21 protein-coding genes and 1 tRNA gene are annotated in these 22,195 nt (G+C 66.9%); 10 read left to right on the forward strand and 12 right to left on the reverse strand.

The annotated features are described in order from the left end of the window. Positions 1 to 11: 11 nt before the first annotated feature. Positions 12 to 1,340 (reverse strand): aspartate aminotransferase family protein, encoded by a 1,329-nt coding sequence (locus RNZ50_01210; protein ID MDT8853670.1) that lies wholly within the window; start codon positions 1,338 to 1,340, stop codon positions 12 to 14. Between the two features lie 222 nt (positions 1,341 to 1,562). On the opposite strand from RNZ50_01210, the gene RNZ50_01215 reads away from it, so the two are divergent. Continuing rightward, positions 1,563 to 2,177 carry a TetR family transcriptional regulator C-terminal domain-containing protein gene (locus RNZ50_01215; GenBank protein MDT8853671.1) on the forward strand — a complete coding sequence of 205 codons (615 nt, stop codon included), beginning with the start codon at positions 1,563 to 1,565 and terminating at the stop codon, positions 2,175 to 2,177. 51 nt (positions 2,178 to 2,228) lie between these two features. Here RNZ50_01215 and RNZ50_01220 read toward each other — a convergent pair whose 3' ends face one another. Together RNZ50_01220 and RNZ50_01225 are read right to left on the reverse strand one after the other, a co-directional pair. After that, the gene (locus RNZ50_01220; protein ID MDT8853672.1) at positions 2,229 to 3,233 is read right to left on the reverse strand and encodes an LLM class flavin-dependent oxidoreductase; all 1,005 of its coding nucleotides are present in this window, start codon (positions 3,231 to 3,233) and stop codon (positions 2,229 to 2,231) included. A gap of 263 nt (positions 3,234 to 3,496) precedes the next feature. Further along, positions 3,497 to 4,540, reverse strand: a complete 1,044-nt coding sequence (locus tag RNZ50_01225; GenBank protein ID MDT8853673.1) for an IS5 family transposase — start codon at positions 4,538 to 4,540, stop codon at positions 3,497 to 3,499. Between the two features lie 233 nt (positions 4,541 to 4,773). Here RNZ50_01225 and RNZ50_01230 point away from each other — a divergent pair, with 233 nt between their 5' ends. After that, the gene (locus RNZ50_01230; GenBank protein MDT8853674.1) at positions 4,774 to 5,802 is read left to right on the forward strand and encodes a hypothetical protein; all 1,029 of its coding nucleotides are present in this window, start codon (positions 4,774 to 4,776) and stop codon (positions 5,800 to 5,802) included. A gap of 58 nt (positions 5,803 to 5,860) precedes the next feature. On the opposite strand, the gene preA is transcribed toward RNZ50_01230, so the two are convergent. Next, complete coding sequence (gene preA / locus RNZ50_01235; protein ID MDT8853675.1) at positions 5,861 to 7,162, reverse strand: NAD-dependent dihydropyrimidine dehydrogenase subunit PreA; 1,302 nt, start codon at positions 7,160 to 7,162, stop codon at positions 5,861 to 5,863. A gap of 130 nt (positions 7,163 to 7,292) precedes the next feature. Next, positions 7,293 to 8,654, reverse strand: coding sequence for an NAD(P)-dependent oxidoreductase (locus RNZ50_01240; protein MDT8853676.1), 1,362 nt, complete (start codon positions 8,652 to 8,654; stop codon positions 7,293 to 7,295). A gap of 258 nt (positions 8,655 to 8,912) precedes the next feature. Between RNZ50_01240 and accB the strand changes: the two genes are divergently transcribed. The 3 genes from accB to aat are packed head-to-tail and all read left to right on the forward strand — an operon-like array spanning position 8,913 to position 11,461. Next, positions 8,913 to 9,404, forward strand: a complete 492-nt coding sequence (gene accB / locus RNZ50_01245; protein MDT8853677.1) for an acetyl-CoA carboxylase biotin carboxyl carrier protein — start codon at positions 8,913 to 8,915, stop codon at positions 9,402 to 9,404. Positions 9,405 to 9,426: 22 nt separating this feature from the next. Beyond that, positions 9,427 to 10,776 (forward strand): acetyl-CoA carboxylase biotin carboxylase subunit, encoded by a 1,350-nt coding sequence (gene accC, locus RNZ50_01250; GenBank protein ID MDT8853678.1) that lies wholly within the window; start codon positions 9,427 to 9,429, stop codon positions 10,774 to 10,776. 34 nt (positions 10,777 to 10,810) lie between these two features. Then, on the forward strand, positions 10,811 to 11,461 hold the full coding sequence (aat, locus tag RNZ50_01255) for a leucyl/phenylalanyl-tRNA--protein transferase (GenBank protein ID MDT8853679.1): 651 nt from the start codon (positions 10,811 to 10,813) through the stop codon (positions 11,459 to 11,461). On the opposite strand, the gene RNZ50_01260 is transcribed toward aat, so the two are convergent. The 6 genes from RNZ50_01260 to RNZ50_01285 all read right to left on the reverse strand — a co-directional run bounded on the left by RNZ50_01260 (position 11,425) and on the right by RNZ50_01285 (position 15,747). Beyond that, on the reverse strand, positions 11,425 to 11,721 hold the full coding sequence (locus tag RNZ50_01260; protein MDT8853680.1) for a DUF2155 domain-containing protein: 297 nt from the start codon (positions 11,719 to 11,721) through the stop codon (positions 11,425 to 11,427). The genes aat and RNZ50_01260 overlap by 37 nt on opposite strands. Before the next feature lie 56 nt (positions 11,722 to 11,777). After that, a complete protein-coding gene (gene mlaD / locus RNZ50_01265) occupies positions 11,778 to 12,248 on the reverse strand; it encodes an outer membrane lipid asymmetry maintenance protein MlaD (protein ID MDT8853681.1) in 471 nt (156 codons plus the stop codon). Beyond that, entirely contained in the window at positions 12,248 to 12,622 is a 375-nt protein-coding gene (locus RNZ50_01270) for an NADH:ubiquinone oxidoreductase subunit NDUFA12 (protein ID MDT8853682.1), read from the reverse strand. The genes mlaD and RNZ50_01270 overlap by 1 nt, the downstream gene beginning before the upstream one ends. Before the next feature lie 140 nt (positions 12,623 to 12,762). Further along, positions 12,763 to 14,028, reverse strand: coding sequence for an ATP-dependent Clp protease ATP-binding subunit ClpX (clpX, locus tag RNZ50_01275; GenBank protein ID MDT8853683.1), 1,266 nt, complete (start codon positions 14,026 to 14,028; stop codon positions 12,763 to 12,765). 114 nt (positions 14,029 to 14,142) lie between these two features. After that, positions 14,143 to 14,775, reverse strand: coding sequence for an ATP-dependent Clp protease proteolytic subunit (locus tag RNZ50_01280; GenBank protein ID MDT8853684.1), 633 nt, complete (start codon positions 14,773 to 14,775; stop codon positions 14,143 to 14,145). A gap of 360 nt (positions 14,776 to 15,135) precedes the next feature. Continuing rightward, positions 15,136 to 15,747, reverse strand: a complete 612-nt coding sequence (locus tag RNZ50_01285; protein MDT8853685.1) for a CDP-alcohol phosphatidyltransferase family protein — start codon at positions 15,745 to 15,747, stop codon at positions 15,136 to 15,138. A gap of 165 nt (positions 15,748 to 15,912) precedes the next feature. On the opposite strand from RNZ50_01285, the gene RNZ50_01290 reads away from it, so the two are divergent. Genes RNZ50_01290 through RNZ50_01300 form a run of 3 tightly spaced genes read left to right on the forward strand, consistent with a single transcriptional unit; the run spans position 15,913 to position 19,480 of the window. Further along, positions 15,913 to 17,127: an ABC transporter substrate-binding protein gene (locus RNZ50_01290; protein MDT8853686.1), complete on the forward strand. Its 1,215-nt coding sequence runs from the start codon at positions 15,913 to 15,915 to the stop codon at positions 17,125 to 17,127. Continuing rightward, the gene (locus RNZ50_01295) at positions 17,124 to 18,803 is read left to right on the forward strand and encodes an ABC transporter permease subunit (GenBank protein MDT8853687.1); all 1,680 of its coding nucleotides are present in this window, start codon (positions 17,124 to 17,126) and stop codon (positions 18,801 to 18,803) included. Before RNZ50_01290 ends, RNZ50_01295 begins: the two co-directional genes overlap by 4 nt. Then, a complete protein-coding gene (locus RNZ50_01300; protein ID MDT8853688.1) occupies positions 18,800 to 19,480 on the forward strand; it encodes an ATP-binding cassette domain-containing protein in 681 nt (226 codons plus the stop codon). Before RNZ50_01295 ends, RNZ50_01300 begins: the two co-directional genes overlap by 4 nt. A gap of 113 nt (positions 19,481 to 19,593) precedes the next feature. On the opposite strand, the gene RNZ50_01305 is transcribed toward RNZ50_01300, so the two are convergent. Beyond that, positions 19,594 to 20,916 carry an ATP-binding protein gene (locus tag RNZ50_01305; GenBank protein ID MDT8853689.1) on the reverse strand — a complete coding sequence of 441 codons (1,323 nt, stop codon included), beginning with the start codon at positions 20,914 to 20,916 and terminating at the stop codon, positions 19,594 to 19,596. 44 nt (positions 20,917 to 20,960) lie between these two features. On the opposite strand from RNZ50_01305, the gene RNZ50_01310 reads away from it, so the two are divergent. Both RNZ50_01310 and RNZ50_01315 read left to right on the forward strand, forming a co-directional pair. Further along, positions 20,961 to 21,872 carry an MBL fold metallo-hydrolase gene (locus tag RNZ50_01310; protein ID MDT8853690.1) on the forward strand — a complete coding sequence of 304 codons (912 nt, stop codon included), beginning with the start codon at positions 20,961 to 20,963 and terminating at the stop codon, positions 21,870 to 21,872. A gap of 80 nt (positions 21,873 to 21,952) precedes the next feature. After that, a tRNA-Asn gene (locus RNZ50_01315) sits at positions 21,953 to 22,027 on the forward strand. Positions 22,028 to 22,195 lie beyond the last annotated feature (168 nt).

Genomic DNA, 22,195 nt, shown 5'->3' on the forward strand with positions numbered 1-22,195 from the left:
GGCCCGGCCGGTCACGGCAGAGTTTTCAGCACATCCGCCAGCGTGCCGACCAAGGTGTCGATTTCGGGTTTCGACACGATCAGCGGCGGGCTCATCGCGATGATGTCGCCGGTGGTGCGGATCAGGATGCCCTTGTCATAGGCGCGCAGGAACGCCTCGAACGCCCGCTTGGTAGGCTCGCCCGCAATGCCTTCCAACTCCACCGCTCCGATCAGCCCCAGATTGCGGATGTCGATCACATGCGGCAGGCCGCGCAGCGAATGCAGCGCCGCCTCCCAGTAGGGCGCCATGTCGGCGGCGCGCTGGAACAGCCCTTCTTCCTTGTAGATCTCCAGCGTCGCGATCCCGGCGGCGCTGGCAATCGGGTTGCCGGAATAGGTGTAGCCGTGGAACAGCTCGATCATGTGTTCCGGGCCCTGCATGAAGGCGTCGTGGATGTCGGCGGTGGTCAGCACCGCCCCCATCGGAATCACGCCGTTGGTCAGGCCCTTGGCAGTGGTCATCATGTCGGGCAGCACATCGAAATGCTGCGACGCAAAGGCCGACCCCAGCCGCCCGAAGCCGGTGATCACCTCGTCGAAGATCAGGAGGATGCCGTGCTTCTTGGTGATCGCGCGCAGCTTTTCCAGATAGCCCACGGGGGGCACCAGCACCCCGGTCGATCCCGCCACCGGCTCGACGATCACCGCCGCGATGGTTTCCGCGCCATGCAGCGCCACGATGCGCTCCAGCTCGTCCGCCAGGTTGGCGCCATGCTCGGGCTGCCCCCTCGACCAGGCGTTCAGCGCGGGCAGATGGGTGTGGGGCATGTGGTCCACCCCGCCCAGCAGCGTGCCGAACACCTTGCGGTTGCTGACGATGCCCCCGACCGAGATGCCGCCGAAGTTGACCCCGTGATAGCCGCGCTCGCGCCCGATCAGCCGGGTCCGCGCGCCCTCGCCCCGCGCCCGGTGATAGGCGATCGCCAGCTTCAGCGCGGTTTCAACCGACTCGGACCCCGAGTTGGTGTAGAACACATGCTCGATGCCCTTGGGTGCAATCTCGATGATCCGGTTCGCCAGTTCGAACGCCACCGGGTGGCCCATCTGGAAGGCCGGCGCATAATCGAGTTCCGCCGCCTGACGGGCAATCGCCTCGGTGATCTTCGGACGGCAATGGCCTGCGTTGCAGCACCACAGCCCCGCCGTGCCGTCCAGCACCTGCCGCCCGTCGCTGGTGGTGTAGTGCATGTCCCTGGCACCGACGAACATGCGCGGCGACTTCTTGAACTGCCGGTTCGCGGTGAACGGCATCCAGAACGCGTTCAGGTCGTTCGGCGTGGGCTTGCGATCAAGCGCCATCTGGGTCTCTCCCGGGTTGTGGCCTGCCGGGCGGGGCGGGCCATGGTGGCTGACCAGATGGTCAAGGAAACGCTAGCACCGCGCCAACGCCAGTCAAGGGCCGTTGCCGTGCCATTCGGTTTGCATCCTGCCCCGTTTTCCGGCAAGCCTTCGGTCCTGACTGCGGCGTGGACTGGTCTGTCCACGACTTTATTCGCACCCAGCCCCGCCCGAGGAGCCCGGATGACCCAACCCCGCCCCCAGACCCGCATCCGGGCCCGCAATTCGCAGACCATCCTCGATGCCGCGCTGGAGGTGTTTTCGCAGCACGGCTTTCGCGGCGCCACGCTGGACCAGATTGCCGAGGTTGCGGGGCTGTCGAAACCGAACCTGCTCTATTACTTCCCGTCGAAAGAGGCGATCCACGTCACGCTGCTGAAGCAGTTGATGGAAACCTGGCTCGACCCGCTGCGCGACCTGGACCCCGCAGGCGACCCGGTCGCGGAAATCCTGACCTATGTTCACCGCAAGCTGGCGATAAGCCGCGACTACCCGCGCGAAAGCCGGCTGTTCGCCAACGAGATCCTGCAGGGCGCGCCGCGCATGGGCGATGCCATCGCGGGCGAGCTGACCGCTCTGGTGCAGGAAAAGGCAGGTGTGCTGCAGGGCTGGATGGACCAGGGCCGGATCGCCCGGCTGCATCCGGTGCATCTGGTGTTCTCGATCTGGGCGCTGACCCAGCATTACGCCGATTTCGACACGCAGGTGCGCGCCGTGCTGGGCCCGGAGGGCGCCGACCCCTACCCCGAGGCCGGGCGCTACCTCGACACCCTGTTCCGCCGCCTGCTGCAGCCCTGAGCCGTCAGGCGGACCTGATCCCGCGCCGCCAGGCGACCGGACCCCGCGCTGTCAGGCCACCCGCACCCCGCGCCGGATACCCTCCAGCACCTCGGCCGCAAGCGCGAAGGACCGCAGCCGCGCCACGGGGTCGTGAATCATTCCCGTGACGATCACCTCGTCGGGCTGGTGGCGGGCGATCAGCCGCTGCAGCGCCGCCGAGACCGTGGCGGGCGAGCCGGTGGCCGAACAGGCCAGCGCCTCCTCCACCCCCGCCAGCACCGGCGGCGCGACATGGTCGCGGATGTCGCTGACCGGGCGCGGCAGCTTGCCCGGCTTCCCCGAGCGCAGCCGCGCAAAGGCCAGTTGCTGCGAGCTGCGCAGAAACCGCGCCTCGTCGTCGCTGTCGGCGACACAGACCCCCGCCGCCATCATGAAATACGGCCGCGCCAGATGCGTCGAGGGACGGAAGGTCTGCCGGTAGGTCGCCGCCGCATCCGCCAGCATCGCCGGGGCGAAATGCGAAGCAAAGGCATAGGGCAGCCCCAGATAGGCCGCCAGCTGCGCGCCATAGAGGCTCGACCCCAGGATCCACACAGGCACATGCGTGCCCGTGCCCGGCACCGCCCGGATGCGCCCCTCGCCCGGGTCGCCGAAATAGCCGATCAGCTCCATCACGTCCTGCGGGAAGGTGTCGCCCGCATCCATGTGCCGCCGGAGCGCCCGTGCCGTCGCCATGTCGGTACCCGGCGCGCGGCCAAGGCCAAGGTCGATCCGCCCCGGATAGAGCGTGGCGAGCGTGCCGAACTGCTCGGCGATCACCAGCGGCGCATGGTTCGGCAGCATGATCCCGCCCGCCCCGACCCGGATCGTCTTCGTCCCGCCCGCGACATGCCCGATCACCACCGCCGTCGCCGCACTGGCGATGCCCGGCATGTTGTGATGCTCGGCCAGCCAGAAGCGGTGATACCCCAGCGCCTCGGCCTGCCGCGCCAGCGCCAGCGTCCCGGCCAGCGCCTGGGCGGCATCCGAGCCTTCGGACACCGGCGAAAGATCGAGAATCGAATAGTGCTGCATCGTGAGACCCCTCAGGTTGCCCCGATATGGGGCGTGGGGGCGGGAAAGGGAACAACCGGGTGGTCATATGTGGGGCACCTCGATTTTTGACTGTTTTCGCGGCAACGGCATAGCAGGTTCTGCCCGAAGCGCGGCAGCGACCTTCAGCTGACCGATTGTTGCCTTGGTTTTTATGATCTGCCGCCCATTTCGCCTCGCGGACCTTCGGTTCAGGGCCGTTTTTAGCGATGCGCGGGGCGATCTGCGTCCTTGGCCGACCGTTTTCAGGCTGGGTGCGGGTTGATGCGACCCAGTTGGCCGAGGCGGCGCATGTTGTAGGCGAGATTCTTCATGCCGACTTTGGCCTTCGCCCGCACCAAGCCGATGGTGCGCACCAGGGTGCCGCCCATGTCGTTGGCCTGCGCGCCGAAGATGTGCTCAACCCGGACCCGCACGGTGGATTTGGTGCGGTTGCTGCCCTTGGCCTGGTCGGTCAGCGGCTTGCCCCGATTGCCCTTGCGGTGGATGTGGCTTTTCAGTTTTAAGGCGCGGAGTTTGGCCTCCATCTCCTCGGACCGATAAGCAGCATCCGCCCACACGCCAGACCCGGTGTTGCCCTGCATCAGCAGATGATCCACTGCCTGGCTGTCATGCACAGCGGCGTCGGTGACGTGGTAGCGCCGGACCAGCTTATGCGTGCGGTCCACATTCACATGGTTCTTGTAGCCGTAGTGGCTCTTGCCGTGCTTTTTCGTCCAACGTGCGTCCACATCCTTTTGCACCCGTTTCGCTGGCTTATCAGCCCAATCCTCGGGGACCTCGCCCTTCTTGATCGTTGCGTTTTCATCGCGCGTGTTGTGATTGCGCGGCACCGGCACGATGGAGGCGTCCAGGATCTGACCGCCGCGCGCAATGTAGCCCCGCCGCGCCAAATGACCGTCAAACAACCCGAACAACTCCTCCACCTTGCCGGCCTGCGCCAGCGCATCGCGATACAGCCACACCGTCTTGGCGTCGGGCACCCGGTCACCAAGGCCCAACCCCAGGAAGCGCATAAAGGAAAGCCGGTCGCGGACCTGATATTCGATCTGATCATCCGACAGGTTGTAAAGCGCGCTCAGAACCAGCGTCTTGAACATCAGCACCGCATCTATCGGCTTGCGCCCCGCGCGGGACTTGCGATCCGCAACAGGCTTGCGCCAGACCCGCTCAAGAGCCGGACGAAACTCCTCCCACGGCACGACGGCATCAATTTCGACCAGCGGATCCCTTTTGGCATCGAGGCTCGCGTAACGGTCCGAAAGATCGAAAAAACCCATCTGCGCCATCGTTGCATCCCCAATGCCAGTTCACTGTCTCACCATACCGAAGTGCGGGGGATGGGGCAATTTATAGAGGTGCCCTGTGCTTGATCGGGGGGGGGGTGGGTTGGTGGGGAGCGGGGCTCTACCCTGTTTCACGATGGACGACCGCCGAGGTAGGAGTATACGGTTACCCCAAAGTTGCCAGTTAACATTGATGTGGCGTGCTGCGGTTAACTCTCCAAAATAAAGGCTAACAGATGGCTGGAAGAAATCAGCATCACTTTTGGCAGGTCCTGCAACGGGGCTTCGGCATTGAACGTAAGCCAGGTTTTACCACGGTGTTTGCATATCAAAAAGGCAAGCCGCCTTTCAATGTTGGAACCAAAAATCTTGGGGCGGAACGGGATTTCTTTGATTTCGCTCCAGGGGACGGGGCTGATGACCTGATCACAAAGACAGAGAATGATCTTCAAGGCCTCGTGAGGCATCTGCAAAACGGCGGCCATTTGGCAGAGGATCATACCGCCATGATTGCACTTCTCATTGCTCACCTTGAAACCAGAACGAAGTTTCTTCGGCAACACCTTGCAGAAACGCTTTCAGACCTCACGGGTGGAATCTATAGCTGGTTTGCAGACCCACATATATTTCAGAAGATGATGAAGAGGCATGCATCTGATAGCTTCGCGGAGATAGACACTCAGCTTGCAAAGCACGTCTCAGATCCAAGCATTCGCGCTGCACTCAGGGGATTCATGATTGATAATATCGACCAGCTTGGTGCAAATGTGATTAAAACCGCTTCAGATAATGCAGCGGAAGCGATTAAGTCTCTGGCAGAAAAATTGCAGGGCATTGCCAAGCAATCTCATATCAAGGCAATACTAAACATTGAGCCCAATAACACCCGATCGAACCGATATCTGGATTTAAAGTATCGGACACAATCTAGATTCAGTGGAAATCTTATCTGTCCTGATACTATGGTTGCGTTCCTGACAGATCAAAAACCAAAGCCATTCCTTGATATAGGTGACCAGCTAGAAGCTGTTTGGATTCCCCTCACCTCTGACCTGATGCTGATCGGGGAGAGTGGTGCCAGTGTGGATCGCACCCATCAGTCAGTCCTGCGCGTACTGGCGAGCACATCATATTCGACCTTCATTGCAAACTCAGATGCTCCTGATCTACGCAAACTGTCATCGCGCATCGGAAAGAATGCGGAAATCTTGTCCGCGACAGAGACTAAGGCAATTATGCGTGAAACTCTTTCGAGTCTGCTCTGAGCGAGATTTCGACGCCATGCCAGAGCCATTCTAGAATGACCTCTCGCTGCCCTCCCCCCTACTCCGCCGCCTGCGCGCTCGGGTTGTTGGGATGCGTCGTCCAGTTGGCATAGCCCGTGACCGTGCGCCCCGTGCGAGGGTCCACGCTGCCCTGCGCCATCTCTTCCATGGTGATGCAGTTTTCCACCGGGCAGACGTTGACGCAAAGGTTGCAGGCGACGCATTCGTCGTCCTTCACGGTGAACACCCGCTCGGGGCTCATCGCGATGGCCTGGTGGCTGGTGTCCTCGCAGGCGGCGTAGCAGCGGCCGCACTTGATGCAGAGGTCCTGGTCGATGCGGGCCTTGGTGACGTAGTTCAGGTTCAGGAACTGCCAGTCGGTGACGTTGGGCACCGCGCGGCCGACCAGGGGGGCCGGGCTGTCGAAGCCCTTGCTGTCGAGGTAGTCCGACAGGCCCGAAATCATCTCCTCCACGATCTTGAAGCCGTAGGTCATCACCGCGGTGCAGACCTGCACGTTGCCCGCCCCCAGCGCCATGAACTCGGCCGCGTCGCGCCAGGTCGTGACGCCGCCGATGCCCGAGATCGGCAGGCCGTGGGTTTCGGGGTTGCGGGCAATCTCGGCCACCATGTTCAGCGCGATCGGCTTTACCGCAGGGCCGCAATAGCCGCCGTGGGTGCCCTTGCCGTCGATCATCGGCTCGGGGCTGAAATCATCCAGATTCACCCCGGTGATCGAGTTGATCGTGTTGATCAGCGACACCGCATCCGCCCCGCCACGCTTTGCCGCCTCGGCCGGCTTGCGGATATCCGACACGTTGGGGGTCAGCTTGACGATACAGGGCATCCGCGAATGGGTCTTGACCCAGCGGGTCACCATTTCGATGTATTCCGGCACCTGCCCCACGGCCGAGCCCATGCCGCGTTCGGCCATGCCGTGCGGGCAGCCGAAGTTCAGCTCCACCCCGTCGGCCTCGGTATCCTCGATCTGCTTGAGGATCGCCTTCCAGCTTTCCTCGTCGCAGGGCACCATCAGGCTGATGACCAGCGCGCGGTCCTTCCAGTCGCGCTTGACCGCCTTGATCTCGCGCAGGTTGACCTCAAGCGGGCGGTCGGTGATCAGCTCGATGTTGTTCAGCCCCAGCAGGCGGCGGTCTGCCCCCCAGATCGCGCCGTAGCGCGGCCCGTTGACGTTGACCACCGGCGGCCCCTCGGCGCCCAGCGTCTTCCACACCACCCCGCCCCAGCCCGCCTGAAACGCGCGGCGCACGTTGTATTCCTTGTCGGTCGGCGGCGCAGAGGCCAGCCAGAACGGGTTGGGCGAATTGATTCCGATGAAATGCGAGGTCAGATCAGCCATCCGAAGGTCTCCTTGGCAGGGCGGGCGTCGCCGCGCACCGTTTCGCTGGAAGGGTGCGCAGCCCTGCGCACCGGGTTCATGGCCGGAGGTAAATGGCCCGGGGATCATGGCCGGGGCTCATGCACGGGGCTCATGCACGGGGGCCGGCCATCAGGCATTCGTGCATGTCCATCGCGGCATCGCGGCCCTCGGCCACGCCGGTCACCGTCAGGTCCTCGCCGCCCGTGGCGCAGTCGCCCCCGGCCCAGACTCCGGGCAGGCTGGTGCGCCCCGGCCCGGTGACGGCGATCTTGGCCCCGGCCAGCGCCAGCCCGTCGGGCGCGCCGGTCAGGGTCTGGCCGATCGCCTTGAACAGCTGGTCGGCGCGCAGCCGGAAGGTCTCGCCGGTTTCCTTCAGCCCGGTCAGCGTGTCCTCGGTATAGGCGAACTCCACCTCGCGCAGGACGGTCTGGCCATGCACCGGCTGCCCGTGCAGCGCCACCGGGGCGGCGTTGCAGATGATCCGCACCCCGCGCGCCGCCGCCAGTTCCTGCTCGTGTCCCGAGGCGCTCATCTTCCCCTGACCGCGACGGTAGACGATGGTGACGTTTTCCGCCCCCAGCAATTTCGACTGCACGGCGGCATCGACCGCCGTCATGCCGCCGCCGATCACCACCACGTCGCGCCCGACCTCCAGCGCCCCGCGGTCCTGCGCCTGCCTCAGCTCCGCAATGAAATCGACCGCATTGCGGACATTCTTCATGTCCTCTCCCGGCACGCGCAGCGTGTTCACCCCGGACAGTCCGATTGCCAGGAACACCGCGTCATGCTCGGCGCGCAGGTCGTCGAGGCTCAGGTCGCGCCCCAGCATCCGCCCGGTCGAGATCCGTATCCCGCCGATCCGCAAGAGCCAGGCCACCTCGCGCTGGGCGAAATCGTTCGGGGTCTTGTAGGTGGCAATGCCGAATTCGTTCAGCCCGCCGGGTTTGCCGCGCGCATCGAAGATCACCACCTCGTGCCCCAGCACCGCCAGCCGGTGCGCGCAGGCAAGGCCGGCGGGCCCCGCCCCGACCACCGCCACCGTGCGCCCGGTCGGTGCCGCCCGGGTGAAGGGGTGGATGCCCTTTTCCATCAGCACATCGGTGGCATGGCGCTGCAGGCGGCCGATCTCCACCGGCTTGCCCTCGGCGGCCTCGCGCACGCAGGCGGCCTCGCACAGCTGTTCGGTCGGGCAGACGCGGGCGCACATGCCGCCAAGGATGTTCTGCGCGAAAATGGTGCGGGCCGCCGCCTCGGATGTGCCGGTGGAGATCTGGCGGATGAACAGCGGGATGTCGATCGCGGTCGGGCAGGCCGTCACGCAGGGCGCGTCATGGCAGAAATAGCAGCGGTCCGCCGCCACCAGCGCCTCGTGCACGCCCATCGGCGGCTCCACGTCGCGAAAATTGTCACAATAGGCGCGGGCTGGCAGACGCCCCGGCACCACGCCGGGCGTAAGCGGGCTGTTGGTCAAGGTCGGCACCTCCCCTTGGTCGTTTCTTCCACGCTGCCACAGGATATTTTTTTTATCAAACGGTAAATTTTATACGGTTCGCGGATTCGTCGGCCCCGCGTCAGCTTGCCGCGAAAAGCGGCAATCTGACCAGCCCCCGGCCTGCAACTGGTGCTTTTCACCCATGGATGTGTCGCGTATAAGCGCGTTCAGCCAAGTCGGGCCCGGCGCCCGCACCGACACGGCCACCAACAGGCGAAAGCGCCAAACGAGGACGGCATGAGCAAACATTCCACCGAAGATGACGTCGCATTCATTCAGGCCCTCGCAGAGCTTCTGAACAAGAACGAACTGACCGAAATCTCGGTGAAACGCGAGTATGGCGAGGATGACCGGCTCGACGTGCGGGTCACCAAGCAGGTCAATGTCGTGACCACGCAGGTGGCCGCGCCGATGATGATGGCCCCCGCCGCCGCCCCGGTCGCCACAGCCGCCCTCCCCGCCCCGGCGATGCCGAACGAAGACCCGGCGCAGCACCCCGGTGCCGTCACCTCCCCCATGGTCGGCACCGTCTACCTTTCGGCCGAACCGGGTGCGACGCCCTTCGTCGCCATCGGCGCCAGCGTCACCGAAGGCCAGACCGTGCTGATCATCGAGGCGATGAAGACGATGAACCACATCCCCGCCCCGCGCGCGGGCACCGTGAAACGCATTCTGGTCGAGGATGGCAACCCGGTCGAATACGGCGCCCCCCTGATGATCATCGAGTGAGGCGGCAACAGTGACACAACCGATGTTCGAGAAGATCCTGATCGCCAACCGGGGCGAAATCGCGCTTCGCGTGATCCGCGCCTGCCGCGAGATGGGGATCAAGTCGGTCGCCGTCCATTCCACCGCCGATGCCGACGCGATGCATGTCCGCATGGCCGACGAATCCGTGTGCATCGGCCCGGCCTCCTCCACCTCCAGCTACCTCAGCAAGGCCGCGATCATTTCCGCCTGCGAGATCACGGGCGCGCAGGCGGTCCACCCCGGCTACGGCTTCCTGTCGGAAAACGCCGCCTTCGCGCAGGCGCTGGAAGATCACGGCATCACCTTCATCGGCCCCTCGGCGGAACATATCCGCATCATGGGCGACAAGATCACCGCCAAGGAAACCGCCAAGGCGCTCGGCATTCCGGTGGTGCCCGGCTCTGACGGCGGCGTGGCCGACTTCGAGGCCGCGATCGGCGTTGCGGCGGGCATCGGTTTTCCGGTGATCATCAAGGCCACGGCGGGGGGCGGCGGCCGGGGCATGAAGGTCGCACGCAACGCGGCCGAACTGGAAGTCGCCTTCCGCACGGCCCGCGCCGAATCCAAGGCCGCCTTCGGCAACGATGAAGTCTATATCGAGAAATACCTGCAGAAACCGCGCCATATCGAGATTCAGGTGTTCGGTGACGGCAAGGGCCGCGCCGTGCATCTGGGCGAGCGCGACTGCTCGCTGCAACGCCGCCACCAGAAGGTGTTCGAGGAGGCCCCCGGGCCAGTCATCACCCCCGCCCTGCGCGACCGCATCGGCAAGGTCTGCGCCGAGGCGATGGCCAAGATCAGCTACATCGGCGCCGGCACCATCGAGTTCCTCTATGAGGACGGCGACTTCTTCTTCATCGAGATGAACACGCGTCTTCAGGTCGAACATCCGGTGACCGAGGCGATCTTCGGCGTCGATCTGGTGCGCGAACAGATCCGCGTCGCGGCCGGGCTCGACATGTCCTTCCATCAGGAAGAACTGGAAATCAACGGCCATGCCATCGAGGTCCGCATCAACGCCGAAAAACTGCCGAACTTCGCGCCCTGTCCGGGCCGGGTGCGGGTGTTCCACGCGCCGGGCGGCCTTGGCGTGCGGATGGATTCGGCACTTTACGGCGGATACACCATCCCGCCCTATTACGACAGCCTGATCGGCAAGCTGATCGTGCATGGCCGCGACCGGCCAGAGGCGCTGGCCCGCCTGCGCCGCGCGCTGGGCGAGCTGATCGTTGACGGGGTCGATACCACGGTGCCGCTGTTCGATGCGCTGCTGAACGAACCCGACATCCAGAACGGCGACTACAACATCCACTGGCTGGAAAAATGGCTCGCGGCGCAATTCGGCGGCTAGGCTCCGGCGGCCTGCGCCGCCGTCCGGCCGGGCCTTGACCCCCGGGCACGCCGACCTGACGCCCGACATCCTGCTGCGTGCCTATGCGGCGGGCATCTTTCCCATGGCCGAAAACCGCGAGTCGCCCCGGATCCACTGGGTTGATCCGCGTCGGCGCGGCGTGCTGCCGCTCGATGGTTTCCACATCTCGCGCAGCCTCGCGCATCGCATCAGGACATGGCGCTACCGCGTTGAGATCAATACAGATTTCACCGCCGTGCTGCACGGCTGCGCCGACCGGCCCGACACCTGGATCAACCACGCCATCTTCCGGCTTTACCAGACCCTGCACCGCGCAGGCCACGCCCATTCGCTGGAGGTCTGGGAAGGGGACGCGCTGGTGGGCGGGGTTTACGGCGTCACGCTGGGGGCGGCGTTCTTCGGAGAAAGCATGTTCTCGCGCCGCACCGACGCGTCAAAGGTGGCGCTCGCCTGGCTGGTGCACCGGCTGCGCGCGGGCGGTTTCACCCTGTTCGACACACAGTTTTTGACACCGCACCTGCAAAGCCTCGGCGGGGTGGAGATCAGCCGCACCGCCTATCACCACCGCCTGGCCCATGCCCTGCAATCCCCGGCGACGTTCGACCCGCCGGGTTACGCCCCCGATCCTCAGGGCGTGACGCAGCGCAGGATCCACACGTCGTAGCGCGCATGGTCCAGCGCCGAAAGCGCCGGGCTGTCGGCAATCATCCAGCCGGAGAACACCGGCTCCGCCACCAGGGAATCGCGGATCGTCAGGTGCGCGAAGGCGTTCGAGGCCGGGTCGTCCGCCGGATAGCGGCAATCGTCCAGCTGGATCGTCAGCCGCCCGCTGACCGCCGACTGACCCCGCGACAGCTCGATATCCGCCGTCTCACCCGAAACCTTGTCCAGCCAGCGCAGCAGGCCACCAGGCGCATTCGCCATGTCCTGCGCGCCCGCAGGCAGCGCCAGCAGCAGCCCCGCCGCCACAACCGCGGCCTTCACGGCGCACTGCCGCCGATGGCGTCCTCTGCCGACTTTCCGACGAACTTCATCAACAGCGCGATCAGGCTCACCGCGCCCTGCGTGTCCTCGATCTCGGCCCCCGGGCCCAGGTTTTCCAGCGACCCGCCGGGGATCAGCTCGACAAAGTTCCCGCCCAGCAGCCCTTCCGACGAAATCAGGATGGCCGAATCCTCGGGCAGCACGATGTCCTTCTGCACCGTGATGGTGGCATCGGCGAAATAGGTCTGCGGGTTCAGCGCGAGGTTCGTGACCGTGCCGACCTTGACCCCCGCCAGCCGCACGTCGCTGCCCACCGTCACCCCCTCGACCGAGCGGAAGCTGGCGACCAGCGGGTAGCTGCCGGTGTCGCGCGTCAGGCCCGAGTTCTGCCCGGCATAGAGCAGAAACCCCACCGCCGCTGCCAGCACCGCCCCGCCCGCGATCACTTCTGAGATGTTCTCGGCCATTATTCGGGCTGCCACGCCTCGTAGTCGCGCCGCGCCACCGGGTCCTGCCGCCGGATCGACCCCGGCGGCGCATAGGCCGCGTCGGTTCCGGTCAGGTTTTCCTGATGCGGCTTTTCCCAGGCCTTGTGCAGCAGCGGCGCATCGGTCGGCGGCTGGTCCCAGGTGAAATGCAGCCAGCCATGCCAGTCGGGGCTGACCCGGCTCGCCTCGGCCTCGCCGTTGTAGATCACCCAGCGCCGCTTGCCGCCGGTGGTCTGGTAGAACACGTTGCCCTGCACATCCTCGCCCACCCGGATGCCGCGCCGCGCCGTGAACAGCTGGGTGCCCAGGGTCTGGCCGTTCCACCAGGTCACAAGGCGTTTGAGGAAAGACATGCACGAACCTCCAAGCTTTGCCCTGATATGACCGATGCACGGGGCCGCGTCCAGAGCCAAGGCACCCCGGGCGCGGATGCCCGCGCAACATGCAAAAGGCCGGGGAAACCCCCGGCCCTGCGCCCCGTCCGCCCCCGCCGTCAGCTGGCGGTCGCGGCTTCCTTCTTCTTCATCTCGGTATAGATCAGCAGCGGCTTGGCGCCATTGCTGACCGCCTCCTCCTTGACCACGACCTCCTGCACGCCCGCCAGACCCGGCAGTTCGAACATGGTATCCAGCAGGATATCTTCCATGATCGAGCGCAGGCCCCGCGCCCCGGTCTTGCGCTTGATCGCCCGCTTGGCAATTGCCACCATCGCATCGGGGGTGAAGGTCAGCGTCACGCCCTCGATCTCGAACAGGCGCTGGTATTGCTTGACCAGCGCGTTCTTCGGCTCGGTCAGAATGGTGACCAACGCCGCCTCGTCCAGATCGGTCAGGGTGGCGATCACCGGCAGGCGGCCGACGAATTCCGGGATCAGCCCGAATTTCAGCAGGTCTTCCGGCTCCAGCTCCTTGAACAGCTCGCCCACACCGCGGTCTTCCGGCCCCTTGACCTGGGCACCAAAGCCGATGCCCGAGCCCTTGTTGCGCTGCGCGATGATCTTTTCCAGACCCGAGAACGCGCCCCCGCAGATGAACAGGATGTTCGTCGTGTCCACCTGCAGGAATTCCTGCTGCGGATGCTTGCGCCCGCCCTGCGGCGGCACAGAGGCCACCGTGCCCTCCATGATCTTCAACAGCGCCTGCTGCACGCCCTCGCCCGACACGTCGCGGGTGATCGACGGGTTGTCCGACTTGCGGGTGATCTTGTCGACCTCGTCGATGTAAACGATGCCGCGCTGCGCCCGTTCCACATTGTATTCGCTGGCCTGAAGCAGCTTGAGGATGATGTTTTCCACATCCTCACCGACATAGCCGGCTTCGGTCAGCGTCGTGGCATCGGCCATGGTGAAGGGCACATCCAGAATCCGCGCCAGCGTCTGCGCCAGCAGCGTCTTGCCGCAGCCGGTCGGGCCGATCAGCAGGATGTTGCTTTTCGACAGCTCGATGTCGGTTTTCGAGGAATGGTTCAGCCGCTTGTAGTGGTTGTGCACCGCGACCGAAAGCACCCGCTTGGCATGGATCTGCCCGATGACATAGTCATCCAGCACCTTGCAGATCTCGCGCGGGGTCGGCACCCCGTCCGAGGATTTCAGCCCGCTGGTCTTGGTTTCCTCGCGGATGATGTCCATGCAAAGCTCGACGCATTCGTCACAGATGAACACCGTCGGCCCTGCAATCAGCTTGCGCACCTCATGCTGGCTCTTGCCGCAGAAAGAGCAATACAGGGTGTTCTTGCTGTCGCTGCCAGAATTGTTCGCCATCGTCTTCCTCTGCAGTCTGCCGCACCTGGCATCTTCTGCGAAGTCTAGGCCAAGGCCCGGGCCTTCACAATGTCAAATCGCCCCCGGTCCGGGCTGCGTTCCGGGGGCGAAAAATCACTTCGGCGTGTCTTCCGCCTTGCCGCGGCTCTCAAGGATCTCGTCGATCAGGCCCCAGGCCTTGGCATCCTCGGCCGACATGAAGTTGTCACGCTCCAGCGCCAGCTCCACCGTCTCCAGATCCTGCCCGGTATGCTTGACATAGATCTCGTTCAGGCGGCGCTTCAGCTTCTCGGTCTCGCGGGCGTGGATCATGATGTCGGTCGCCTGCCCCTGATACCCGCCCGAGGGCTGGTGCACCATCACCCGGCTGTTGGGCAGGCTGAACCGCATCCCCTTGTGCCCTGCGGTCAGCAGCAGCGACCCCATCGAGGCCGCCTGCCCGATCACCAGCGTCGAGATCCGCGGCTTGATGTACTGCATGGTGTCGTAGATCGACAGCCCGCTGGTCACCACGCCGCCGGGGCTGTTGATGTACATGCTGATTTCCTTGGACGGATTCTCCGATTCCAGGAACAGCAACTGGGCGCAGATCAAGGACGACATGCCGTCATGCACCGGGCCGGACAGGAAGATGATCCGCTCCTTCAACATGCGGCTGTAGATGTCATAGGCGCGCTCGCCCCGGCTGGTCTGCTCGACCACCATCGGGACCAGTGTATTCATGTATGTGTCGATCGGATCTTTCATTGCGCCCGCCCTTGTCGCTTGGGATATGATTATCGCCTCAGGATTACCCGAGTCTTAGTGGGGCGTGCCGGGGGCTGCAAGGGCAAGGGGTCATAATTGCACACCCCTGGCCTCCCCGCCGGCCCATCTGCCGGGGCGCCCGCCCTTCACCCTTTTCCGGACCCTTTTGCCGTCCGCCGCCCGTCTTGATTCCCCGGTTTCTCTTTGGACCAAATACCCCGGGGGTCCGGGGGCAGAGCCCCCGGCCTTTCGGCCCGGCCAACCCGGTGCCGGAAAAGATGAACAATGTCCAAACGAAAATCTAAAAATAACATTAAAACAATATGTTGTCAGGCATTTCACGCGTGAAAATCCGGCCCCTCACCCCCCGAACACCCGCCGCGCCAGCAAAACCCGGCTCAGCGCCGTCACGAAACACAAGGCCCCGAATCCCCAGGCCAGCGGCACGAAGAACGCCGGAAACAGGCAGATCGCCGCAAAGAACGCGATCGTCTCCGTCCCCTCCAGCAACCCGGCGGTGAAATACAGAGACTTCTCCCCCCGGTCCCGCGTCACCATCCCGCGCTTTTCCGCAAGCACGGCATAGCCCAGAAAACTGGCGCCGTTGACGTAGAAAGAGGCCAGCAGAAACGCCCCCGCGACCCCGTTTTCCCCCGGATCGCGCAGCACGAAGGCCAGCGGAACCGCCGCGTAGAACAGGAAATCGCAGGTGATGTCGAGATAGCCGCCGAAGTCGGTCCTGGCCGTCGCCCGCGCCACCGCCCCGTCCAGCCCGTCGGCGATCCGCGAGCCCGCCAGCGGGATCAGCGCGACCCACCCCGGCGCCCCCGCCGCGATCAGCGCCGCGGCCAGCAGCCCCAGCCCCAGCCCGGCCAGCGTCACGCGGTCCGCCCCGACCCCGCGCGCCGCGAGCCAATGCCCGCCCCGGTTCAGCCCCGGGTCGATCACGCCCCGCATCCATCCGTCCAGCATGGCACCCCCGTTCGTTTCCCCAGCCTTACCGCCCGCCGCGCCGCCCGTCACCCCGGGGCGGCGTCACATTGGCGTGGCCGCGGGTTACACCCCTTGCACGCCCCCCCCGCCGCCGCCTAGCAAGGGGCATTCCGCGCCGATGCGGGCCGCAACACAGGACGACACATGCAGTTTTCCCTTCTTCCGGCACTGGCCGCCACCGCCCTGCTGGCCACCCCGCTGGCCGCCGAAACCCCCGACCCGGCCGACTGGCCCGCCGTGCTGGAGCAGGCGCGCGGCCAGACCGTCTACTGGAACGCCTGGGGGGGTGATCCGAAGATCAACGCCTTCATCGCAGAGGTCGGCGGGATGGCGCTTTCCCGCCACGGGGTGACGCTGGAGCATGTGAAGCTCGCCTCGACCGCCGATGCGGTGGCGCGCGTGCTGGCTGAACAGCAGGCCGGGCAGACCACGGGCGGCGCGGTGGACCTGATCTGGATCAACGGCGAGAACTTTGCCGCAATGAAGGCGCAGGGCCTGCTGCGCGGCCCGTTTGCCGAAGACCTGCCGAACTGGCCGCTGGTCGATGTCGCGGGCAAGCCCGCCGTGATCCGCGATTTCACCGAAAGCACCGGCGGGCTGGAAAGCCCCTGGGCGATGGCGCAGTTGGTGTTCGAGCATGACAGCGCCCGCCTGCCCGACCCGCCGCAGAACACGGCGGCGCTGCTCGACTGGATCGTGGCGAACCCCGGCCGCTTCACCTATCCGCAGCCGCCCGACTATCTGGGCACCACGTTTCTGAAGCAGGTGCTTTACGGTGTGATCGACGACCCGGAGGTGCTGCAATCCCCGCCCGACCCCGCGACCTACGAGGCGGTCGTGGCGCCACTCTGGGCCTGGCTCGACGCGGCGACGCCGCATCTTTGGCGCGCGGGGCGGGCCTATCCGGCCAATGAACCGGCGCTGGGGCAATTGCTGGCCGACGGCGAGACCGACATCTCGTTCGCGTTCAACCCCGGCCGCGCCTCGGCGGTGATCGCGGCGGGCGAGCTGCCCGACACGGTGCGGACCTTCGTGCTGGACAACGGCACGATCGGCAACGCCTCGTTCGTCGCGATCCCGTTCAACGCGGCGCATCAGGCCGGGGCGATGGTGATCGCCAACCTGCTGCTGGACCCTGAGGTGCAGGCCCGCGCGCAAGACCCGGCGGTGCTGGGCTTCCAGACCGTGCTGGACATGGACGCCCTGCCCCCCGAAGACCGCGCGCGGTTCGACGCGCTCGACCTTGGCGTGGCGACCCTTGCCCCGGCCGACCTTGGCACCGCCCTGCTGGAGCCGCACGCGGGCTGGATGGTGAAGATCGCTGAAGACTGGACCGCCCGCTACGGGGTCGCCCCGTGACAGGCCGGGGGGGCGGCTGGTTGCGGCTGGCCCCCCCGGTCACGCTGGCGCTGATGCTGGGGCCGGTGCTGGCGGGGCTGGCGGGCACCTTGGCCCCGGCCCTGATGCAGGACGCGCGCGGCTTTGCCACGCTGGCCGACTGGCCGGGGCTGGCGGGCGCGGTGTGGCTGTCGCTGACCACGGGGATTGGCTCGACGGTGCTGGGGCTGGCGGCGACGCTGCTGCTGGTGGCGGGCCTGCACGGCACGCGGATCTTTGCGGCGCTGACGCGGGCCATCTCGCCCCTGCTGGCGGTGCCCCATGCGGCGGCGGCGCTGGGGATCGCCTTCCTGATCGCGCCCTCGGGCTGGATCGCGCGGGCCCTGTCGCCCTGGGCCACCGGCTGGGACAGCCCGCCCGACCTTCTGATCCTGAACGGCCCGGCGGGGGTGGCGCTGACGCTGGGGCTGGTGGCGAAAGAGGTTCCGTTCCTGTTGCTGATGACGCTGGCCGCCCTGCCGCAGACCGACGCGCGGCGGCGGCTGATGCTGACGGCGAGCCTTGGCTATGGCCGGATCGCGGGCTTTGCCTTTGCGGTGCTGCCCGCCCTTTACCGCCAGATCCGGCTGCCGGTCTATGCGGTGCTGGCCTATGCGATGACGGCGGTCGAGATGGCGATGATCCTGGGCCCGACGCGCCCCCCCACCCTGTCGGTGCAGATCGTGCTGTGGATGTCGCATCCCGATCTGGCCTACCGCGCCACCGCCTCGGCCGGGGCGGTGCTGCAACTGGGGCTGGTGGTGGCGGCGCTGCTGGGCTGGCGCGGGGCCGAGATGCTGGCCGCACGCGCCTTGCGCGCCCTGGCCGGGGCCGGGCGGCGCGGGCGGGGCCTTGACGGCACGCTGCGCCCCGTGGCCGGCGGGCTGGCGGTGGGGCTGGTGGCGGTGCTGGCCGCGGGGCTGGCGGGGCTGGCGGTGTGGTCGGTGGCGGGGCTGTGGCAGTTCCCCGATGCCCTGCCCGAAACGCTGAGCCTTGCCACCTGGACGCGCGCCGCCCCGGGGCTGGCACAGGCCGCGGCAGTGTCGGCCGGGCTGGCGCTGGCGGCAACCGTTGTGGCGCTGGCGCTGGTGCTGGCGTGCCTGGAGGCCGAAGCGCGGCACGGGCTGCGCCCCGGCAGCCGGGCGCTGTGGCTGCTGTATCTGCCGCTGATCGTGCCGCAGGTGGCATTCCTGCCCGGCCTTCAGCTGATGGCGCTGCTGACCGGGGCCGAGGGCACGGGCCTCGCGGTGGCGGCGGCGCATCTGGTCTTCGTGCTGCCCTATGTGTTCCTGTCGCTCGCGTCGCCCTTCCGGGCATGGGACGGGCGGATCGCGGTGGCGGCGCAGGCGCTGGGGGCCGGGCCGGGCCGCATCTTCTGGCGGCTGCGGCTGCCGATGCTGCTGCGCCCGGTGCTGACCGCGGCGGCCGTCGGGGTGGCGGTTTCGGTCGGGCAATACCTGCCGACGCTGATGATCGGCGGCGGCCGCGTGGTCAGCCTGACGACCGAGGCGGTGGCGCTGTCGTCGGGCGGCAACCGGCGGGTGGTGGGCGCCTATGCGATCCTGCAGATGGCGCTGCCCGCGCTGGCCTTCGGGCTGGCGCTGGCGCTGCCCGCGCTCGTGTATCGCCACCGGCGCGGCATGGCGGTGGCGGCATGACCGGGCTGGCGCTGATCGGCCTGCAGGTGTCGCTGCGCGGCGAGGTGCTGGTGGCGCTGGATGCGACCGTTGCCCCGGGCGAGGTTCTGACGATCATGGGCGCCTCGGGGTCGGGCAAGTCGACGGCGCTTGCGGCGATGCTGGGCACGCTGGACGCGGGGTTCGCCATGCAGGGCCGTATCGTGCTGGACGGCGTCGATGTCACCGCGCGGCCGCCGCAGGAGCGGCGCATCGGGCTGCTGTTTCAGGATGACGTGCTGTTCCCGCACCTGTCGGTCGGCGGCAACCTTGCCTTTGCGCTGCCCGCCGCCCTGCGCGGCCGGGCTGCCCGCCGGGCGGCGGTCGAGGCGGCGCTGGAGGCGGCCGGGCTGGCAGGTTTCGCCGACCGCGACCCTGCCTCGCTGTCGGGCGGCCAGCGCGCCCGGGTCGCGCTGCTGCGCACCCTGCTGGCCGCCCCCCGCGCGCTGCTGCTGGACGAGCCGTTCTCGCGGCTGGATGCCACGCTGCGCACCCAGATCCGCACCTTCGTGCTGAACCGGGCCCGCAGCGAAGGCTTGCCGGTGGTGCTGGTGACGCATGACCCCGAGGATGCCCGCGCCGCCGGCGGCCGGGCGCTGACGCCGCTGGGGCAGCCGGTGCCCCTGCCCCGCCAGACCCCGGATGCCCGCCGCGCCTGATGTCCTGCCGCGGCTGATCTCGCCGCACCTCGCCTCGCCGCGCCTGTCCTCGCCGCGCCTGTCCTCGCCGCGCCTGTCCTCTTTCCGCGCCTCACCTTTCGCCGGGACTGACCTCAACGCGCCAGCACCAGTTCCGCCTTCAGCCCGCCCATGCTTTCGCTTTCGCCCAGTCGCAACATGCCGCCGTGGTTGCGCGCGATGTCGGCGGCGATCGGCAGGCCAAGGCCGACGCCGCCGCCCCGGTTGGGGTCGCGCGCCCGGTCCAGCCGGGTGAAGGGGTGCATCGCCTCCTCGCGCCGGGCCTTGGGGATACCCGGCCCGTCATCCTCGACCGTCAGGCGCAGGGCACGGTCGGAAACGGCAAGAGCCACTTCGGCCCGGGTGCCGTAGCGGATCGCGTTGCCCAGAAGGTTTTCCAGCGCCCGCGTCACCGCAGCGGGCCGCAGCCGGACCCGGATCATCTGCCCGTGAAAGGGCCGCAGCGTGACCGGCTGCCCGGCCCGCACCGCGTTTTCCACCACATGCTGCATCAGCGCCAGCGGATCGACATCCTCGGCCGCATCCAGCGCGTCGCCGCGCGCGAAGGCGAGGAATTCATCGACCAGCCGCTCCATGTCGGTAACATCGGCCAGCAGGGCGCGGGTCTGCTCGTCCTCGGGCAGCATCGAGAGGCCCAGCCGGAGCCGGGTCAGCGGCGTGCGCAGGTCATGGCTGACCCCCGACAGCATCAGCGTGCGCTGTTCGATCTGCCGTTCGATCCGGGCGCGCATGTCGAGGAAGGCATTGCCCGCCGCCCGCACCTCCAGCGCCCCGCGCGAGCGGTAGTCCGACGGGCGGCCCTTGCCGAACGCCTCGGCGGCCTCGGCGAGTTTCTTGATGGGGCGCAACTGGTTGCGCAGGAACATGTAGGCGATCACCGTCATCAGCAGCGAGGTCGCCACCATCAGGACAAGCAACTGGTGCGGGTTCGACGCCGACACACGCCGCCGGTCGATGATCACCGACAGCGGCCCCTGCGCCGAGGCGAACAGCAGGCGCACCTCGCTGGTATTGGCCAGCAGGTCGGCCGCCACCAGCGACGGCAGCGCCTCGCGCATCGTCTCGATCACCACCCGCCCCGACAGGTCGTAGAACACCCGCCGGTCCCCGGCCGCGTCCCAGTCGGCAGGCAGGGCGACACGCAGCACCAGCGCCTCTGCCAGCCTTGCGGCGCGCGCCTGTGCCGCCGCGAAATCGGGCGCCCCCGCGACCTCGTCCAGCAGGTAGCGCACCTCGATCCCCATGCCGCGCGTCATCTGCCGCGTCACGCCCTCGAAGTGGCGCTGGATGAAGTTTACCGATACCACCAGCTGGATCATGATGATCGGAACGACCAGAATGAGCGCTGCACGGCCATAGAGGCTGCGGGGCACGAAGATTTTCAACCGGGCGAACATGGGGCAAGCCTAGCGGGCCCTTCGGCCCGGCGAAAGGGGGAAGCATGGGCACGCAGGATCAGGACCGGCCCGAACCGGGCCGCTGCCTCGCGCTGGAGCTGGGCCTGCGCCGGGTGCTGGCGCCAAACCCGTCGCCGATGACCCTGTGGGGCACCCAGACCCACCTGATCGGCGAGGGCGACGTTGCGGTGCTCGACCCCGGCCCGGCGCTGCCCGGCCATCTGGCCGCGATCCTTGCCGCCCTGAGGCCGGGCGAGCGCATCCGCCACATCCTGGTCAGCCATGCCCATCTCGACCATTCGCCGCTCGCCCGCCCGCTGGCAGAGGCGACCGGGGCCGAGGTGCTCGCCTTCGGCCCCGCCACCGCCGGCCGCTCGCCGCAGATGCAGCGGCTGGCAGAGGCCGGCATGGCAGGTGGCGAAGGCGTGGACCACGGCTTTGCCCCCGACCGCTGCCTTGAGGACGGCGAGCGGCTGGAGGGCGACGGCTGGGTGCTGGAGGCGATCCACACCCCCGGCCACATGGGCAACCACCTGTGCTTCGCCTGGGGTGACCGGCTGTTCTCGGGCGATCATGTCATGGGCTGGTCCTCGTCGCTGGTCTCGCCGCCCGATGGCGACATGGGGGCCTACCTGCGCGCGCTGGAACGGCTGGCCGCGCGCGACTGGCGGGTGCTGCACCCGGCCCACGGCGCGCCGGTGCCCGCCCCCGCCGCCCGTCTGGCCTTCCTGGCCGAGCATCGCAGGCAGCGCGAAACCGCGATCCTCGCGGCGCTGGACGAGGCACCCCAGCGCACCCTGCCCGCGCTGACCGCCCGCGTCTACCACGACACGCCGGCCGCCCTGAAACCCGCCGCCGCCCGAAACCTGCTGGCCCATCTGATTGATCTGGCAGAAAGAAACCTGGTCATCGCCACCCCGTCCCTCTCGGCCGACGCCCGGTTTTCCCGGGCCTGACCGGTCTTTCGCACCCCCGCCCATTTTTGCACATTTGCCTCTGGACGCCCCCGGATCAGCTTGCTATGTAGCCCCCGTGTTCCGGCGTAGCTCAGCGGTAGAGCAGTTGACTGTTAATCAATTGGTCGTAGGTTCGATCCCTACCGCCGGAGCCAAATTTCCCCAAGAAAGCAATTACTTAGCTTTAACCGCTCTAAGCGGGCTTGGCGGATTTTGGCGTGGGGTAACATCTAGGGTAACTTGCAGGCGGTTTGGGTAACTGCCAAAATGTCGTGGCCAGATTCAACATATCATCCGGTCAAACAGAAAAAGGCCGGGAAGCA

It is taken from the genome of Paracoccaceae bacterium Fryx2, from assembly GCA_032334235.1.
Taxonomy (GTDB): Bacteria; Pseudomonadota; Alphaproteobacteria; order Rhodobacterales; family Rhodobacteraceae; genus JAVSGI01.

What these genes read in the sequence shown, in the direction of transcription:
- RNZ50_01225 (MDT8853673.1), bottom strand. Translation starts at nt 4,540, where the DNA reads ATGGCGCAGATGGGTTTTTTCGATCTTTCGGACCGTTACGCGAGCCTC.
- RNZ50_01220 (MDT8853672.1), bottom strand. Translation starts at nt 3,233, where the DNA reads ATGCAGCACTATTCGATTCTCGATCTTTCGCCGGTGTCCGAAGGCTCG.
- RNZ50_01310 (MDT8853690.1), top strand. Translation starts at nt 20,961, where the DNA reads ATGGGCACGCAGGATCAGGACCGGCCCGAACCGGGCCGCTGCCTCGCG.
- RNZ50_01270 (MDT8853682.1), bottom strand. Translation starts at nt 12,622, where the DNA reads ATGTCTTTCCTCAAACGCCTTGTGACCTGGTGGAACGGCCAGACCCTG.
- preA (MDT8853675.1), bottom strand. Translation starts at nt 7,162, where the DNA reads ATGGCTGATCTGACCTCGCATTTCATCGGAATCAATTCGCCCAACCCG.
- RNZ50_01290 (MDT8853686.1), top strand. Translation starts at nt 15,913, where the DNA reads ATGCAGTTTTCCCTTCTTCCGGCACTGGCCGCCACCGCCCTGCTGGCC.
- RNZ50_01210 (MDT8853670.1), bottom strand. Translation starts at nt 1,340, where the DNA reads ATGGCGCTTGATCGCAAGCCCACGCCGAACGACCTGAACGCGTTCTGG.
- clpX (MDT8853683.1), bottom strand. Translation starts at nt 14,028, where the DNA reads ATGGCGAACAATTCTGGCAGCGACAGCAAGAACACCCTGTATTGCTCT.
- RNZ50_01260 (MDT8853680.1), bottom strand. Translation starts at nt 11,721, where the DNA reads ATGGCGAATGCGCCTGGTGGCCTGCTGCGCTGGCTGGACAAGGTTTCG.
- accC (MDT8853678.1), top strand. Translation starts at nt 9,427, where the DNA reads ATGTTCGAGAAGATCCTGATCGCCAACCGGGGCGAAATCGCGCTTCGC.
- RNZ50_01230 (MDT8853674.1), top strand. Translation starts at nt 4,774, where the DNA reads ATGGCTGGAAGAAATCAGCATCACTTTTGGCAGGTCCTGCAACGGGGC.
- RNZ50_01215 (MDT8853671.1), top strand. Translation starts at nt 1,563, where the DNA reads ATGACCCAACCCCGCCCCCAGACCCGCATCCGGGCCCGCAATTCGCAG.
- RNZ50_01300 (MDT8853688.1), top strand. Translation starts at nt 18,800, where the DNA reads ATGACCGGGCTGGCGCTGATCGGCCTGCAGGTGTCGCTGCGCGGCGAG.
- RNZ50_01305 (MDT8853689.1), bottom strand. Translation starts at nt 20,916, where the DNA reads ATGTTCGCCCGGTTGAAAATCTTCGTGCCCCGCAGCCTCTATGGCCGT.
- RNZ50_01280 (MDT8853684.1), bottom strand. Translation starts at nt 14,775, where the DNA reads ATGAAAGATCCGATCGACACATACATGAATACACTGGTCCCGATGGTG.
- mlaD (MDT8853681.1), bottom strand. Translation starts at nt 12,248, where the DNA reads ATGGCCGAGAACATCTCAGAAGTGATCGCGGGCGGGGCGGTGCTGGCA.
- RNZ50_01285 (MDT8853685.1), bottom strand. Translation starts at nt 15,747, where the DNA reads ATGCTGGACGGATGGATGCGGGGCGTGATCGACCCGGGGCTGAACCGG.
- accB (MDT8853677.1), top strand. Translation starts at nt 8,913, where the DNA reads ATGAGCAAACATTCCACCGAAGATGACGTCGCATTCATTCAGGCCCTC.